This is a genomic window from Jutongia sp. SJQ-6, assembly GCF_054161275.1.
The window spans coordinates 2,957,001-2,974,848 of record NZ_CP195314.1 but is presented as its reverse complement, the minus strand read 5'-3'; the positions used below and the strand labels follow the sequence as shown (position 1 = coordinate 2,974,848).

The following is a 17,848-nucleotide window of genomic DNA, read 5'->3' as shown; positions in this document are numbered from 1 at the left end:
ATTACAAAGAAGTGCAACAAAGAAAGGTTCGTCATTTCAAATTGACGAACCTTTCTTCGTGATATAAATATTTGCTATATAGTCATGCCAAAATCTACACGGCTTACTCGCATCTGGTACCAAGAATACCAGCTACTTCGTATTCATAATCGTTGATATCTTTGGTCATTGCAAACGCCTCATCTACATCAACGTCATAAACCCTACCATTCTTATAACCGATCAAACGATTCTTCTTACCCTGCTCAATGACATCAATTGCATAAGCACCCATTACAGATGCATACACACGATCTCTTGCTGTCGGACTGCCACCACGCTGCATATGACCAAGGATCGTTGCACGTGTCTCAATGCCTGTCTCCTCCTCAATGCGCTTAGCAAGCCCATAAGAATGACCGATTCCTTCTGCATTCACGATCACCTGATGTGTCATGCCTGCTTCTCGGTTGCTCTTGATGATTCCCATCAAACGATCATAATCGTTATCAAATTTCTCCGGGATCAAGATCTGCTCTGCACCATTAGCAATACTACACCACAATGCAATATATCCTGCGGAGCGGCCCATAACCTCGACAACGCTGACACGCTCATGAGAGTTGGAAGTCTCGCGGATGCGATCAATTGCTTCCATTGCAGTATTTACTGCAGTGTCAAAACCAATCGTATACTCAGTGTAAGCGATATCCAGATCGATCGTGCCCGGAATACCAACAATATTTACACCATATTTTGACAGATCACGTGCCCCCTTGAAAGAGCCGTCACCACCAATAACGATCAGAGTTTCAATACCGAGTTCTTTACAGATTCCTGCTGCTTTCTGCTTACCGGCGTCCTCACCAAACTCTGCACTTCTTGCTGTAAACAAAAATGTACCACCATGCTGTAACTTCTCTGATACATCGTGGAATGTCATCTTAGAGATTTCTTTATTTAATAATCCGTTATATCCTCTACGGATTCCATATACCTCATAACCCTTTGCAATACCTGTACGTACTACGGCACGCACTGCTGCGTTCATTCCAGGCGCATCTCCACCACTGGTCAATACGGCAATCTTGCCTTTACATTCACCCATAATATCCTCCATTTCTGTCATTTGTTTGACTGTCTGTGCCTGATTATATTTTGCACAACAGTATTATTCTATTATGTTCCCGCCCTTTTTTCAATATCTATTTGTAAAAAAGTGGGGTCTTTTCCATAAAAAAGAGCAAAACCAGCGTTTTGCTCTGCAAGAATTGCTAATGCAATTCTTGGTGATGTCACGCTACACAACAGCAGTTTCCTATTAATTAAAATAGATTATCACCTCATAATTTTATACAATATCCGGATTTTCCCAGCTAAGTCTATGTAGGTTTCCTTCGGTCTGCATCGAGAAAAAGTCATTTTGGCGTAACGCCTCATACAGTACGATCGCCACAGAATTCGATAAGTTCAAGGAACGTATCTGTGGATTCATAGGAATACGGATTGCAGTGTCCGGCGTCTGCACCAAAATTTCTTCCGGAATCCCTGCACTCTCCTTACCGAACATAATATACGCATCTTCCTCATAGGAGACATCTGTATATCGATGACGTGCCTTTGTCGTCGCCATATACATCTTGTCTCGTGCTTTTGGATTTTTTTCCAAAAAATCCTCATAGCTGTCATAAATAGTGACATCCAAATGTTCCCAGTAATCTAATCCTGCCCGTTTCAGCATTTTATCATTGATCCGAAAACCCATCGGCTCGATCAAATGCAGCCTCGTGCCGGTGGCACAACACGTCCTTCCGATATTACCGGTATTTGCCGGCATTTCCGGCTCCAAAAGTACAATATTTAACACAACAATCACTGATTCCTTTCTGGCATAGATCCAATATCTATAGCCATTGCTACCTACTCATATATCTTGTATAACTCATCACTGCCTGCCGGCTCTAAAAATCTCGTTTCCTCTCCACTGCGTATCACACGGTCATTACCTTCCGTAGCGCGTCCGATCACCGCTGCCGGTATTCCTGCGTCCTGCAATCGATCTACTAACAAATTACCATTCTCGCAGCCGATCAACATACAACCACTCGATATGAGCAGATACGGATTGATATCAAAAACCTCACACAATTCTATTGTCTCCTGACGGATCGGTATTTTATCAAGATCTGCAACGATACCGACTCCTGATGCTGCGCCCATCTCCCACAGTGCGCCAAAAATACCACCTTCCGTCACGTCATGCATAGCATGTACACCATGCTGCATTGCAATCTTCGCTTCCGGCACAACTGAAATATGCTTCAGAAAACTTTCTGCTGTATCAATAAGATGAGCCGGCAGCGTTTGTTCCAAAACATCTCGTTTCTCAGCCGCAATGATCGCAGAACCTTCTAACCCTGCCCATTTCGTCATGACCAGCTCATCGCCGGGCTGCATTCCTCCCGTCGAAAGGAGATCACCACGCGCAACCTTTCCAACCCCTGTCACTGTGATGACCGGTCGATTCACGGCGTCAGACACCTCCGTATGTCCGCCTAAGATCTCGATCTGCAACTCATCGCATGCCTGCTCCAATTCGCTCATAATTCGTCTGAGGTCCTGTTCCTCCGTCTCCGGCGGCAAAATAATGCTGCTTAAAATACCTATCGGCTCCGCTCCTGCCGTTGCCAGATCGTTCGCCGTAATATGTACGGCAAAGACCCCCATCTGCTTGTCTGCCCCAGTGATCGGATCCGTAGAAAGCACAAATACCTCTCCCTGCTCCGGTGCGACTGCTGCACAGTCTTCTCCAACACCCGGATGCAGCAAAACCTCTTGTCGTCTATGGTGAATCTGCTTAAATACCGCTCTTTTCAGTACATTTTCCGGTACTTTTCCTATCTTCATATTCGTTTGCTCCTTTGTTATCCCGCTCAATCTTATCCGCTAACGTATTCCATTTTAACGGCATAATAATATATGTTTTACTCTTCCGTTACCGGCTTTGTAGTCTTTTTGGCTGCGGCTGTTGCTTTTGGCTTTGCCGTAGCGTTCTTGGCCGGTTTCTTTGTAGACTTTGGTTTTGCCGTCTTCTTCGGCTCCTTCGAACTCTTTGGCTTGCCTGTTGCTTTTGGATCCTTCGTTGCCTTTGGATCCGCTGACGCACTCGGCTTTGGTGAGCCTGCGGCACCTGCTCCAACCGTCACATGACGCGGTTCTGCCGCATAAGAACTGCTATTGAGCTGCACCTTGTCCGTTTGTTTGCCATTTACTTTAATGATCTTCCACAGCTTTGCCTTATATCCGACATGTGCAGACTGTGTTACCTCACGATACGATGCAGGCTTTGTCTCATCCACCGTCTCTTCATCATCTCCCGGTTGGATCGTCTCTAGGATCTCCGATTCAAAAGAAATCTCCCGACCGCTTTCTCTTGTCTCCTCGCCGTAAATGCGAAAAGAAAGTACACCGCCCTCGGCTGATGCCGCAATGTAAACTGGGGCATTGGTATTATTCTTAAATTTAAAATCCTTATAATCACCGGCAATCGCCGCGTCACGCGATACATCAACATAACTTACCACCATGGAATGTGGCGAGCGCTCTACTACCTCTAGCTCTGCATTGATCACCGCATTATATAATGTCGTGGAAACCTGGCATACGCCACCACCAACTCCATCAACCACTTTACCGCTGGAATATTCCGATGCACTTTTGTAACCATTTGCCTCTGTGCGCTCCTTGATCACCTTGATCGTGGAAAATGTTTTGCCCGGATATAAAATTGTTCCATTGATCCTTCCGGCCGCCGTCTGTACATTCGTCGCACGTGCCGCCGTTGATGTTGCATAAGACGTTGAATAACGTCCCAGCAGATCTTGGCATTTCGATACCATTTCCTGCGTGTACTTTGGCTCTGTTGTCTCCACAATGGCCTGTACCGTATAGGAATCCGACTGGTCTGATTCCTGCAGCGTCTTGCGGATACGATCAATCGTTTGGTCGACCTGCAATTCTCTGCCGGTACGTTCCTTAGATGCAACAAATCGTCCATTTTTTAAGGATAATTTGGAATTTTTGGCTTTCACATCAAACTGTGTGCACTCTTTTTCAACATATTCTTTGAGTTTCTGCTCATCAAACGAATACTTTAAGGCAAATGTTTTGCCGGATTGATGCGCATTCTCCACTTCGCGCATACGCTTTATCAAATTACCCTTTTTACCAACTGCGTATGCCTGATCGATCAACTTTTCTTCCGAAAAGTGCATTCCGAGTGATTCAAAATCTGTTTCCAACTCATTCTCACCGATCTGGATAACAACCTTTCGGCTAAGCAGCCCTGCAATATGATCATATACGGCATTCTCAGCCTCAGCTTTCGTCATTCCGCCAACTTCGACCTTGCTGATCTTAACCCCTTCACAGATCGTATGCTTTGATCCAAAGATCCCGGAAGAAGCAAGCTCTGCAGCCACTGCCACGCAGGCAGCCAAAAGACAGCCAACTATAAAAATACCGGATAAACGTTTATTCTTGTTTGTCATAATCAATAAGCCTCCCAATTCACATTATATTTTGTCATAAATAAGAGTCCTTCGCAAGTCAAAGATTTCTTCATAATTTGACATTTTTTCAGTTATTTTGTATAGTCGATTTTAACCGGGAAAATGCAAGGTCAGTGTTTTGCGATGTATCGCACTACGCGGCAGCAATTTCCGAATCAACAAAGGCAAAAAGCAAAAGGGCGTCCATTCTATCCTTATAGAATAAGCGCCCTTTATAACCCCGCCGATGAACTATTTTACTAAATACTCTAAGACCATAGGCAAAACCATTGCAATAATAACTAAAATACAGATTACTGATGCAATTCTTTTCTGGTTTTTACGATTAAAAAAGTTCATTGTTACCTCCTGTCTGTCCCCGGTACAGCCCCACCCGCGATGCAAGCTTGTCGGTTCGGCTGTCGGCTTGCAGGCTGAGAAAGGAATATGTGATCATCATGAATACTATACCTATATTTTTTGTCCTCTTCATTGTATTCATAATTTATGTGCAAGTCAAGATGAAACAAGGGGCAAAAACACCACAGTGGAATCAATCTTTTTGGAGCAAAGAAAAAGCTTCTAACTTCGCCCGCAAAAAAGATATTTCCGAATTGGATTATCTCGAAGTCGATCAAAATCTGCTGCCGTGGGACGATCAGGCAGACGGTGCTATACAAGACGCCCAGGATGATGTGCGCGAGATACTGAAACGTCCTATTTTGAACCTGCAGGGAATGAGCAATGCTGATATTAAACTCAACTACGGCATTGCCAATTTTGAGATTCTTTCTGCCTGCGATCAAAATTATACCCGACTGATCCGGGCACTAAATCAATGGGGAGAGGCACTCTATCAGTCGGAGAAGCTGGCAGACGCAGAGAGCATTTTTTCGTATGCACTGGATATCGGAAGCGATATATCAAGCACCTACATTACCCTTGGCAAAATATACGCTCAAACTGACCGCATTGAGCAGATCCAGCCTTTGATCGAACGCGTCAAAAAACAGGACTTCTTTATGCGGGACACTGTCATAGACAAACTGACCGGAATCGTCCGATCTTACCAATAGAAATGAGGTTGACCATGAATAGCAGAAAATCACTATATGACAAACAAGAGTTTTATCGCAAAGGAGCTATTCTGAAAGCAAGTTTTCAGGGGATGCGTTATCAGGTAGAAAAATGGCAAAAAGACAATGAGGAAGAATGTTTTCGCGCTGCCATATGGCCTGAGCCGTTTTGCTTTGAAAAGACACCGGAAGAAAATAAAACCTATGCGTATTTTCCGTATACCGAAGAAGGACTGGATGACGTCTATGATTGGCTCTGCACCCAATACGACGAGAAGAAAGACCGCTGGGACCAGGCAGGGGAATCTGCCATGATCTTTCCAAAAACATGAAAAGCTCCCAAAATATGACATAATTATTACATATTCTTTACAGAATCACCCTATTATGATAGAATATCAAAGGTTTTATCGTTGTTTTGGCGTGTTCTTATGCCGAACGATCGGCACTTCCATTCCAAAGCGGCATTGATCATATGAAATAGAAATGAGGAACATTATGCATCGCTTGATTCAATTATTAAAGCGGTACCGTCATTACAGACAGTATCAGAAATTATTAAAATACCGTAAATATTCACGCTATGGCGCTGACTTCCGCTCCATCGCACGTATCAAAGAATATATTAAGGACCGCATTTACCTGATCGTTCTGCGCGTCTTTTATATTTTCCCGATCAAGAAAAACCGGGTTATGTTTATGAGTTTTGAAGCCGGCAAATACGCCTGCAATCCTCGCCGCATCTCCGAATATCTGGCAAAAAATTATCCGGACGATGTAGAGATCATCTGGGCATTTAAAGGGGCGGACAACTTCCGCTGGCTTGCCGACTGGGGCGTATCGAAGACTGTGGAATACGGTACCTTTTCATTCTACCGTTACGCACTGTCTTCCCGCGTATTCGTATACAATATGCGTATACCAGCCATGATCCCGTTCCGCAAGAAACAGACAACAATTGGAACCGGACACGGTGGCGGTGCATATAAAAAATTGTTATTGGACAATCCAAGCATCCGCACGTCGGATCAGAAGATCCAAGAGCTCAGTGCTTCCCATACGGATATTTTAGTTTCCAGTTGTAAATACTATACCAAATATGTTGTCCGTGGTGCATTTGCTCACAAGGGTGAATGTTTGGAATGCGGAATGCCGCGTAATGATGAACTGGTCAATAATCACGACAACAAAACGGCAGCATATATTCGTAAATATTACAATATTCCTGCTGATAATAAGATCATCCTTTATGCCCCTACTTACCGCAAGGGCAAACGCAACGAGACAACGGATTACAATTTGGATGTACGCGGTATCGTAGAAGCTGCCAAAGAACGTTTTGGCGGAGAATGGACTATCTTGTACCGCATGCATTACTTTATTAAGAAACGTCTTCCGGCAGACACAAAGAGGCAGCATATTATCGATGTCACAGATTATGGCGATATGCAGGATCTCCTTCTTGCCGCAGATATTTTGATCACAGACTACTCTTCGAGTGTATGGGATTATTCCCTGTTAAAACGTCCATGTTTCCTGTATACCACAGATTTGGACGAATATTTAGAGACACAAGGCTTTTACGTGGATGTGCGCGACTGGCCATTCCCACTTGCTAAAAACAATGCCGCATTGGTCGACAATATTGCTCACTTTGACGAGGAACAGTATCTCAAAGATGTTCACAAACATCACACCGATCTTGGCAGCTTTGACAACGGAAACGCAACCGAAACAATTTCCAAACGCATTCTGCAGGAATGCCAGAAATGAGGATAACTATGAAAGTTGGAATTATCAGTATTAATAAATATTCAAAACACTTGAATTTCGGTGCTGCATTGCATTCCTATGCATTTCAGCAGTATTTGGATAAACAGGGGATCGATAACGTCATTATCGACTATCTTCCCCGTTTCATGAAAACCTACAATATGAAATATCCGTTTCTTTCTGAACAGCCTAAGGAGAAAGTAAAACGATTCTTTTTTTGGCTTGGATATTTCTTTCCGAATCTGACCAGATACAAAAAATTTATGAACTTTTTTGATACGCAGTACCGCATGACCAATTGTCAATATGACGAGGCACTGCTTAGCAAGGCATTGTTCGACTTTGATACGATCGTATGCGAAAGCGATGTTATCTGGAGTCCACACAGCACACAGGGCTTTGATAATGGATTTTTCTGCAATCTCCCATCTATGCGGGGCAAAAATAAGATATCTTATGCCGCCTGCATCGGTTATACAAACTTTTCAGAAAAGAGACAGGCGCGTTTCCGCGAACTGCTTAAAAATTTTGATTCCATTTCGGTACGTGAGATTCAGGGAACCGAGTTTACGCAGGAATATACGGATAAACCGGTCGTAAATGTGTTAGATCCTACCCTGTTATTAGATGCTGAGGACTATGCAAAGATCGCTGTAAAACCAAAAGAAAAACATTATCTGTTAGTGTATAACTGCCTCAAAAACAATCGAAAGATGTTAGAGGATGCACATAAAATTGCCAAAGAACGCGGTTTGGAAGTCATTGAGATCAGCGTTTTTTATACAAATATTTTCCGTAACAAAGTGAAATTATCCATTGGTATTGAAGAATTTTTAGGATATTTCATGCATGCAGATTTTATATTAACAAATGCTTTTCATGGGGTCTGCTTTTCTCTTATCAATAAGAAAAGCTTTTATACCTATGCACGTGGAACGAAAGATTCCCGCGTGACCAGTATTTTGCATTTGCTGCACCTAGATGACCGATTTTTGCAAAACGATCAAGAAATGCCTGCCGTAACCGAAATCGACTACGATGATGTTTACAAACACCTACAAGCAGAACGCGAAAAATCCGCAAAGTTTTTGACGGACGCGTTTGCAAAAAGTTTAGAGGCATGAGGAGCAACTTGACAGTAATCACGAGGGGGAAGTGAAGATGAAACCAAACATTTCAATTATTATACCGGTGTATAATGTCGAAGCATATTTAGCTGACTGTCTGGATTCGATATTAGCGCAGACATTTGAGAGCTTTGAAGTCATCTTAGTTGATGACGGTTCGACCGATGGCAGTCCTGCCATTGCACAAAAATACGCCGATGCGCATTCTGAACAGATCCGTTATTACCGCAAAGAAAACGGCGGTCCCGGGCTCGCCAGAAACTTCGGTATATCCAAAGCAAAGGGCGACTATTTGATGTTCGTCGATTCGGATGATATTGTAGATCCGGAAATGTTGACGGATCTATATGAGTCTGCCTTTGTACTGGAAAGCGACATTATCTTTTGTCCGTATTTTCGTCATGGACTGTATCAGGAAGTGACGATTGAAGGAACTTATGATTTCGATATGGATAAAGTATACACCGGAACAGATTTTCTAAGACAATCTGATTACACCGTAACAACTTGTTCTAAATTATACCGTACTGCATTTGTCAAACAATTTGCCTTCCCGGCACACTGGTTTGAAGATGTGGCGTGGCTTCCGGTCGTTATGTCTTATGCGAAGAAGATCAGTTATGTATCTACGCCTTATTACCACTATTTGCGTCATGATACTTCTATCGTCTCCAGCACATCCAACAAGCAGATTCTCGGTAGTCTGGATGCTATCCGTTTTATCGTACAAAATGCCAATCCGGAAGCAGCCTCTGAGGTTGCCCCATTCACGGCAAGCCTTACTTTGTATATGTGCACACGCCGTCCGGCTTTTGCGGACCGATATGTAGATCTTCTGATGGAAAACAAAGATTTTATCCTTTCCAACACAAACTTTGAAGAGCACCCACGACTAAAAGTACGCTTGGATTATTATTACAATGCCTTTCAGGCAATTCCAAAACACATATACTACGATCACTTTGGAAAAACCACATTGACCGAACAAGAGCAGAATAACCTTGATACTTTGGTCGGCACTTTGGTCGAATTTGATGCAGAGATTACTTGTTTAGATGAAGAAAACTGTAATATCGATGAGCATCCTGCCATTCGAAAAGCGTATAACGAAGGACGCTATCATGTCGTTGGACAATATTTCAAATGTAAAAAATTAATGGAAGAAGGCGGCATCGCTCTTTCCAAGCAGGTACGCGGCATCAAATATATCACACCGTTATTACTACGCACACAAGCTCTGTTTGGTTTTCAAAACGATACTTCTATCACAGAGCGCATATACGCAGCTGTTGCCGGTCATCCTGTTATGCAGGAGATCTTCGATGTCTTTATGGCTCATATCGATCAAGACGATGCCATGACAATCGCAATGTGTGAGATTCTGATGCAGAAAAATCAACTCACCTATTCTTACGACTTAGAATGTAACTTTAAGCAGAAATATCTCACTGCCTACAACGAAACCGTCCGCGTTTACGCTACCTGCGTACTCGCACACGATTACGGGATCGGCAGTGCTTACTCCGATTGTCACACCAAACCGCTTTCCAAAGAAATCAAAAACGGCACTGAGTACACGTTAGTTGACAGTTTTTACTTTGATACATTGCTGCGTATCACCAAGGACTATACGGTTTACCAGATGAACCGCGAACGACAGAATAAGGCAAACGAAACTTTTTTCCTGCACCGCAAGATCGGCAATCTACGCAACCGCATGCATCGCCAGGCAATGCGTATCACTGTGTTAAAGGATCGCAGCGAAAATATCAAAATGCATTACGATGCTGTCACACGAATGAAAATCATTTGGTATCCATATCAGTTGCTGCGCAAGCTATTCCCTGCAAAAGATGTAAAAGCTTGGATGAAGCAGCGTGAGGCAGACAAAAAACTAGCTTATTTCCGTCAGATCATAGAACAACCAGAGGAAGAGGATGAATAATTATTCACCATAAACTCTGCATAAATTTTGCATATTGTCTTTGCTGAGTTTTTGCTGAGTTTTTGCTGAGTTTTTGCTGAGATATGCGTAGATTTTCTCAAAAAACTATTGACAAACTCCGATGAATTTTGTATACTATTATAGTCGCTTGCGAGTGACACATCGCATTTAGGGGTGTAGTTCATCGGTAGAATAAGAGTCTCCAAAACTCCAGAGCCGGGTTCGATTCCTGGCACCCCTGTTAACTGTAAAAGCTCAGAAGAAATTCTTCTGAGCTTTTTTTTATATTTCTGAATGTGTTTATATTGTAACTCAAATATATTTCATATTGCTCATGATCAATCAGCTAGAGCTTCCAATAGCAGTTCGCCAATCGTCTGGCGATACTGCATTTCTAATACTTCCTGCTTTGTCTGCGCATCCTTACACCGCTCCCGCAGTTCCCTCATCACAAGATGAATACAATGACAAACATCTTTGCGGCGATTTAATTCGCGTAAACTGCCAAGCTGTTCGCAGAGCTGTCCATATCCTAACTTCAACTGCTCATCTGAGGTGTGGTACGCATGTAATACGATCAGGATTGGATCTGCCAATACCTCCTCCACAAGATCTTTCGTACTGCGTCTATGCAATGTAAATGGATTATTCGGATCACACTGCATAGACACAATGGCTGCCATAACAACACCAAATATCAATAATACCGTACTCATACTCATAATCTCATCCCCTTGTTATCAATCATTTGCATTTCTTTATATGTTTGCAAATATTGTAACCAAGGTGCGTAAAATCTACGAGCACACAACTGTATAATTTATGTAAAATGTATGTGACAACACAATAATCTTAACGTGCAACGTTTGAATAAGTAACGTGACATAACGTTTGAGTTACTGATATTGCGATAAATTCTCTGCCGTAACCTGTTCAAATGGCACCCATACAAACAGGCCATTATGTTCCGCTCCATCAAGCGACTCGACAGATTGTCCGGAAGCAAGTTTTTCTGCTGCTTTGACCGCTGCTTCTCCCTGCCCTTTCGCCGGCTGAAAAATTGTACATGCCATGGCACCCTGCGAAATCAAGTCTAATCCATCAGTTGTTGCATCGACACCAAGAATAGGTAATGTGTTTGTATCTATTTTAGCTTTCTGGACTTCCTGTGCAACACCTACTGCCATCGAATCATTGTTACATATAACGGCATCAACCGGCTGTCCGGTCTGTAAAAACTGATGAAACATTTTGGCTGCGGTTTCAGTACTCCAATCCGCATAATCCTCATATACATAATGTATGGTTTTACCGGATGCCTCTAATGTTGCTTTATTCGCTTTGGTACGTCCCTTTGTCGCTGAATGCGTACTCTCTCCCTTGAGAAGTGCGATATTTAAGGAGTCCTTGGACGCATATTTATTAAGGACATATTCTGCCTGAAGATTACCGGCCACCGCTTCGTCAGATCCAACATAGACATATTTATTTTTTTGCAGGTATTCTTCTTCCGGACAACTGTTAATAAATACAATCGGTTTGTCTCCCGCCAATGCCTCCATTTGCTGTGCCGTTCCGGCATCACACAACGCACATATGATCACATCCGCGTCCTTTGCATTCTTAATCTGGTTCATCTGTGTCTCCGAAGAACCCGCTGCATCCTGAATATCTATTGTATAACCGGCTTCTTCCGCTGCATTTTGGGCTGCCTCTGCGAGTGTGGCACGAAATGTGTCAGAACCATCAGATACAGTTAACATAATCTTAAGGTCTTTGCCGGAGCTCTGACCATCTTCTTTTTTCCCCGAACAGCCGACTGTCAATACGCAGCACATGACAGCCAAACAATATAATACTATTTTTTTTGTCATAATCCTCTCCATTTCCGCATACAGCACCACACCAGTGCCGTCATGCTTACCCTAAAAACTTATTTGCATTTTTCTTTATACTTATCACCTAGTATAGTATCCAAACAACGTTCCTTATATCTGAAATCTACCCATCTGCTCTGCAAGCTGCTCTGAAGTGTTCGTCAAAACCTTCGAGCTGTCTGCCACCTGTTCACTCTGGCCTGCTAAATTGTTAGCCTGATCAACCATAGCATCCGAAGTTTCACTGATCACGGTAGTCGAAGCAGCCTGCTCCTCTGAAATTGCTGATACGTCCATAGCAACATTATTTACAGCAGCAATCTGTGTGATCATATTATTGATACCATTTTTCATATCCTCAATACATGTATAAATCTGCTCAAATGTCTCTTGTGCCACACGTATGCGGCCACCACTCTCACCAATATTTTGTACGCTGACATTCGCTTGATTTACAGCATCATCCACAAGGCCATCCACCTGACTGATCAACTGTGAGATCTCTTCCACGGAGGATGCTGTGTTTTGTGCAAGTTTGCTGATCTCTGTGGCTACCACAGAGAATCCCTTTCCAGCCTCTCCGGCTCTCGCAGCCTCAATAGAAGCATTTAACGACAACAATGAGGTTTCTTCTGAAATATTCGCGATCAAGCTTGTAATTCCTGTAATCTCTTTGGAAGCTTCCCCCACTTTACGAATAGCATCTACCAGTAACGACATAGAATCACGTATCTCATCCATAGCAGTACCTACCAACTCCATATCACTCCGACCTTTACGTGCAATGCCGACAGTACTATCGATCTGCGATTTCACCTGTTCGCTATCCCGAGACACATCAGAAACAACACCGCTAAGATCTGTTGCGCTCTCGGCGATTTCATTGATCGACTCCGAAATCTGCTCAACAGTCTCACTCAAAGCCGCCATAGAAGCTGCTTGCGCATTCGAAGCGTCCTGCATACTCACTGACACAACACTGCTGCTATCAGCTTGGTTTCTAATACTATCTGATACAGCATTAATTTTACAGATCATTTCACGCATATATTCTGTAAATATCTTTACACTCTGTTGAATCTGAGCAATCTCGTCAGTGCCTTTCACTTCGATCTGTATTGTAAAATCACCATTTGACATCGCCTTGATCTTGTGACTGAGTATTCGCAATGGTTTCACCGTAAGTGACACGCCTATTGTATTAAGCAGCGTAAATACCAGCAGGCCAACAATTGCAACTCCGATCAATATCGTTCTCAAATTATCTACTTCAGAAGTGATCAAACTGGTTGGCACATAGGAAACAAGGACCCAATCCGTTCCTGCAATTTCACGCGTAACAACTACTTTATCACGTATTGTTGTCACCGACTCGTCGTCTTTGTTAATTTTATCTGCAACATTTTTAAGAAAACCATTGGATGTATCTTTTAAAGATGTTGCGATCAATTCTGATTCACGCGATGCAAGAATATCGCCTGTACTTTTGTCTACAAGCAATGACTCAGCCCCTTGCATGGATACACTGGAATTAACAATAATATTCACCGAATCAAGAGACAAGTTTGTTGACAATATACGAATGTTCGTTGCATCGTCCAACATGCCACATGCACTGATCATCATATGATTCTCAGCATCTTCAAAAACAGGCGTATAACCCGGATTCATTCTGGTTAGCCCTTTTTGATACCATATCTGATCTTTTGCATTATTGATCTGTGTCGTATTGTCATCAGCTTTCATGACAGTTCCTGCTGTGTCCGTCACATAAAAACCACCGACAAAAGAATCATCCAACGCATAATAATCGTTTAATTTCTTCTGTAACAACTTTTGATCCTTCACTGCACCGGAATGTTCTAAGTCGTACTTTACTGTTTTAACTTCGTCCAGTTTACGATTCAACCACGCCTCGATCTGATTTCCTTGATCTTTTGCTGATGTTCGCAGCAAGCTCTGTGAAGATTTCATGATGTCTTTCTCCGAAACACTGTAAGCAATGGCAATCATTGCAATAACCATAATGATGGTAATTGGCAACGATATCCCCAATATCTTTGCTCGCAGTCCCATTCGAAATCCCTTTTGCTTTGGATGCTGCTTTGGCTTTTTCATTTTGTCATCTTTTGTTTGCTTAGTATTCTTCTTCATATTACCCACCTCTCCTTTGTTAATGAAATAATCACTAGGCATTGCACGATATTCATGTTTCCTAATTTACGAGATCGACATAACGTACATATTTTAAATCCATTATACAGAAATATTCAACATTTCTCAACCCTCATAGCTACATTATCCGGAATATCCGGAATAATAAGGCAACAAATAACAAACAGCCCTATTATGAAGTACCATAAAAGGACTGTTTATATCTCCACATACTACGCAACAATCTCTCGCTAATTTAGATATTGATCACAATAACATAAATTTAATATGTCATAATCATAAGTATTTATATAAATATTTATAACGATTTAATAATACACAAAACTTATACATATTACGCACATTACTTTTCTCGGAAGTGCTCAATATGTGCGTTCTCGTTCCGTTTCCTTTTGCACCGAAACGGATTGTTGTTTTTTTAGATGTCGTAATTTTAGAAACTAATTTGTCTATTGGATCAAATAAATCTCCATATTCCAAATCATTCAAATACATCCACTCGCATATACCGCCATTCATTATTTGTGTATATCTATCATTATAATCAATTATATATGTTTCACGATAATTTCGTACTGCAAATGCCACTTGCTCTGTAAAAATCCAATCCTCCTGTTGAAAGCCTGCTATTAATTGAAATGTAGTATCTTTATCTCTTTTACTAACTTGCGCCCGAGCTTCTAAGTTAATACTATTGGATAAATTTATGTATCCCGTTTCTCGCCCCTTAGCAACTACGGTATACTCGCGATCTACTGAATCATATTTTATCGTCATTTTTGATTTTAACCGCTTAAATTCTTTAATAACAGCTTTCTTGGCTCTTCCTTCATAGAGTTTTAATTTGTCAGCGACCATATTTGTCGTATCATATTTTTGATATGACTTTAATACATCAATAGCTTTCCCGTATTTCTTATTGTTCGCATACTTTGCAGCTTCAGTAGTCGCCCAATTTACTGCTGCTTTTTCTACCGATGTTTTGCATTCTTTTACCTCACTATCATAAATGTTATCCTTATGAATCTTTTCTAATGCGGCAATAGCCTCTTGATATTTATTTTGTTTCTGATAATTTTTAGCCTGCGATATTTGATAATCTCGAACTTTTATTTTTAATTTTCTGTATTTCGCAGTCATTTTTTTATCATCATTTAAAAAGTTGTTTTTGGTAAATTCTTTTTCGATAGAATCATACGAAGGTTGGGAATCCTTCATTAGTTTTTCAATTTTTTTGTCTATCTCTGTTTTGTACTTATCTTGGCAATCCTTTAAATGTTTCTGTGCCTCACGATAATTAACTTTATCGCTTTTCACTATTTTATTATACAAAAAAATAGCATTAGAATATTTTTTGTTTTTTTCCTCCTGTCTTGCCCTTTCAAAACTTGCTTTAGAATTTTTTAATTGATTCATACTGGAATCAAGCTTGTCAACTTCATAATTTTGATAATACTTACTAATAAACTTTTTTACCTCACAGTATTCATCGTAAGTAAGTTTTCCCTCTCCATAATTCATTTCCATTTTCTTGAAAAGATCATCTAAACTATCTTCCAATTGATATGCAGCATCACTATCTGTTTTAATTTTTTGATCATATATCCTTTGCGCTTCTGTAACCTTGCCAACCGATAAATAACCTGTAATTTTACGTACAGGTGCATTATAATAACAATATATTATACTTCCTGCACAAATAAACAGGAGCGCAATAATTACTATAATAATTTTCTTCCGATTACGTCTAAACACCTCAAATTTTCTCCCAGTTGTCTTAGAATCCTCTTCTGCATATCCTTTCTTCAACTGATATCCACAATGAGGACATTGTTCTACTGTGTCTGATATTTCCCTGTTACATTCCGGACAATTCATCAAAGCCATTTTCATCTCTCCTTTGCGTTGTTTTACTATTACAAAAGCATTATAACAACGCAGAGGCTGAATTTTTTTATTATTTTGGCGCATCCTTTATTGTACTTATTTCTCTATATGAAATTTTACTCTACCCCTTCGATGATTTCAGAAAACAAATATATTTCCTCTTCTGAAAAGCAGGATAACATCACATAATCTAACATATAGCTATCATCCAATTTGCGCATACCACACAACTCCATGATACTATCTGCATAAACCCGAAATTCCTCTCTAGCCGGTCTATAATCACAACTTACATAACTATTATTCTCGTACTTAGCATATATGATATATTGTGCCAGGATCAGCAGATCCGATCGTTGGATCATATGCAGCCTTCCTTTATTTTTGCGCAATTGTTTCTGCAGTTCATTGCGCTTTTGTTCATTGTCTTCCTGCGCCAAAAGCATTTGCAAACGCATTTGCCTCTCTTTATGCAGTGCCATATTCAAAAGCTCTGATAGATATTTTTCATCAATTCGCTGCATATGATTTCGCAATGTGTGATACACCCGGCGCTGCGTCCCACCTTGCCGCCATGCAGGCATTTTCGTATATACTCCCTGTATCAGATCACAGATTCGATCATGGGAAGCATAGACGATGGATACCAAATTACGAATTTCTTTTGCTTTATTCGAATCCAATGCATGACTGCTCGAACGAAGTCGGTTTTTCACAAATCTCTCGATATCATTCTCGTCGTATTTTTGTTCACCCTGCTTCTTAGCAACCCAGCTAAAAAATCCGACTTCTTTTAATAATACAACAAGTGATTGTCGCATATTTTCACGAAAAATCCGCAAACATTTTGTCATTAATTCCTGATAGCAATGCAACACCGTCAAGCTATATCCTTTGAAATACTTCTGATGTTTGTACATCCACAAGAGAAAATCCTGTTCCTTATACAGTTTGACAATCTCGTATTGTCTGCGCAGCCAATCTGTGTGTGTATTCTGTTCCCACTGCCCCCTGTTATGACACTTACTCTCATAAAAAGATATCATCTCTTCACACTTTTGCAGCCCGATTCCATGATCAAGACAATACATGACAATAAACTCTCGATAATCATTTTCCTGAAAAGCAGTTTCCGAAATGCCATATTGCAAATATCGGTTGGTATCATCCCTTGATAAACCTACTGCCAACGCTATCTTAAAAATCTGCTGCCTGTTCGGCATAATCTGTCCGCCCATCCCAAACCATTTACGGATCGTTTGACGATTGGCAATGCGGGCCTTCTTAACCTTAGCGTAAAAGGTATCATATGCCTTTTGTCGAACTGCATCATTCATTTCATTTTGATCAGCAATCCCTCCCCACTCTTTCGTTATAAAATAATCAAATTGTTGGTAAAAATGCTCTATCAACTGTCGATAAAGCTGCTCGTAATATTCTATTTCCATTTTTCTCCTAT

14 protein-coding genes and 1 tRNA gene are annotated in these 17,848 nt (G+C 41.2%); 6 read left to right on the top strand and 9 right to left on the bottom strand.

Translation table 11 applies throughout. The features are described from left to right. Positions 1-103: 103 nt before the first annotated feature. The 4 genes from pfkA to ACSAJE_RS13285 form a co-directional block, all read right to left on the bottom strand. Positions 104-1,087 (bottom strand): 6-phosphofructokinase, encoded by a 984-nt coding sequence (pfkA, locus tag ACSAJE_RS13300; protein WP_022026082.1) that lies wholly within the window; start codon positions 1,085-1,087, stop codon positions 104-106. A gap of 243 nt (positions 1,088-1,330) precedes the next feature. Next, a complete protein-coding gene (gene trmL, locus ACSAJE_RS13295; RefSeq protein ID WP_022026083.1) occupies positions 1,331-1,846 on the bottom strand; it encodes a tRNA (uridine(34)/cytosine(34)/5-carboxymethylaminomethyluridine(34)-2'-O)-methyltransferase TrmL in 516 nt (171 codons plus the stop codon). Between the two features lie 53 nt (positions 1,847-1,899). Next, positions 1,900-2,886, bottom strand: coding sequence for an AIR synthase family protein (locus ACSAJE_RS13290; protein WP_458009341.1), 987 nt, complete (start codon positions 2,884-2,886; stop codon positions 1,900-1,902). Between the two features lie 77 nt (positions 2,887-2,963). Next, complete coding sequence (locus tag ACSAJE_RS13285; RefSeq protein WP_458009340.1) at positions 2,964-4,529, bottom strand: VanW family protein; 1,566 nt, start codon at positions 4,527-4,529, stop codon at positions 2,964-2,966. Positions 4,530-5,050: 521 nt separating this feature from the next. On the opposite strand from ACSAJE_RS13285, the gene ACSAJE_RS13280 reads away from it, so the two are divergent. From ACSAJE_RS13280 to ACSAJE_RS13255, 6 genes are all read left to right on the top strand, one after another. Next, on the top strand, positions 5,051-5,605 hold the full coding sequence (locus ACSAJE_RS13280; RefSeq protein ID WP_458009339.1) for a hypothetical protein: 555 nt from the start codon (positions 5,051-5,053) through the stop codon (positions 5,603-5,605). Between the two features lie 14 nt (positions 5,606-5,619). Then, the gene (locus ACSAJE_RS13275; RefSeq protein ID WP_022026088.1) at positions 5,620-5,937 is read left to right on the top strand and encodes a hypothetical protein; all 318 of its coding nucleotides are present in this window, start codon (positions 5,620-5,622) and stop codon (positions 5,935-5,937) included. 166 nt (positions 5,938-6,103) lie between these two features. Further along, positions 6,104-7,378, top strand: a complete 1,275-nt coding sequence (locus tag ACSAJE_RS13270) for a CDP-glycerol glycerophosphotransferase family protein (RefSeq protein WP_458009338.1) — start codon at positions 6,104-6,106, stop codon at positions 7,376-7,378. Positions 7,379-7,386: 8 nt separating this feature from the next. Continuing rightward, complete coding sequence (locus tag ACSAJE_RS13265; protein WP_182448293.1) at positions 7,387-8,502, top strand: polysaccharide pyruvyl transferase family protein; 1,116 nt, start codon at positions 7,387-7,389, stop codon at positions 8,500-8,502. 37 nt (positions 8,503-8,539) lie between these two features. Beyond that, positions 8,540-10,450, top strand: a complete 1,911-nt coding sequence (locus ACSAJE_RS13260; protein ID WP_458009337.1) for a glycosyltransferase family 2 protein — start codon at positions 8,540-8,542, stop codon at positions 10,448-10,450. 170 nt (positions 10,451-10,620) lie between these two features. Further along, a tRNA-Trp gene (locus ACSAJE_RS13255) sits at positions 10,621-10,691 on the top strand. Positions 10,692-10,788: 97 nt separating this feature from the next. Here the strand turns inward: ACSAJE_RS13255 and ACSAJE_RS13250 are convergent. The 5 genes from ACSAJE_RS13250 to ACSAJE_RS13230 form a co-directional block, all read right to left on the bottom strand. Further along, on the bottom strand, positions 10,789-11,172 hold the full coding sequence (locus ACSAJE_RS13250) for a hypothetical protein (protein WP_118506760.1): 384 nt from the start codon (positions 11,170-11,172) through the stop codon (positions 10,789-10,791). A 174-nt stretch (positions 11,173-11,346) separates the two neighbouring features. Then, on the bottom strand, positions 11,347-12,324 hold the full coding sequence (locus ACSAJE_RS13245) for a substrate-binding domain-containing protein (protein ID WP_458009336.1): 978 nt from the start codon (positions 12,322-12,324) through the stop codon (positions 11,347-11,349). Between the two features lie 114 nt (positions 12,325-12,438). Continuing rightward, positions 12,439-14,481 carry a methyl-accepting chemotaxis protein gene (locus tag ACSAJE_RS13240; protein WP_458009335.1) on the bottom strand — a complete coding sequence of 681 codons (2,043 nt, stop codon included), beginning with the start codon at positions 14,479-14,481 and terminating at the stop codon, positions 12,439-12,441. A 297-nt stretch (positions 14,482-14,778) separates the two neighbouring features. Next, positions 14,779-16,389, bottom strand: a complete 1,611-nt coding sequence (locus ACSAJE_RS13235) for a zinc-ribbon domain-containing protein (protein ID WP_458009334.1) — start codon at positions 16,387-16,389, stop codon at positions 14,779-14,781. Between the two features lie 116 nt (positions 16,390-16,505). Continuing rightward, a complete protein-coding gene (locus ACSAJE_RS13230; protein WP_118690973.1) occupies positions 16,506-17,837 on the bottom strand; it encodes a hypothetical protein in 1,332 nt (443 codons plus the stop codon). Positions 17,838-17,848 lie beyond the last annotated feature (11 nt).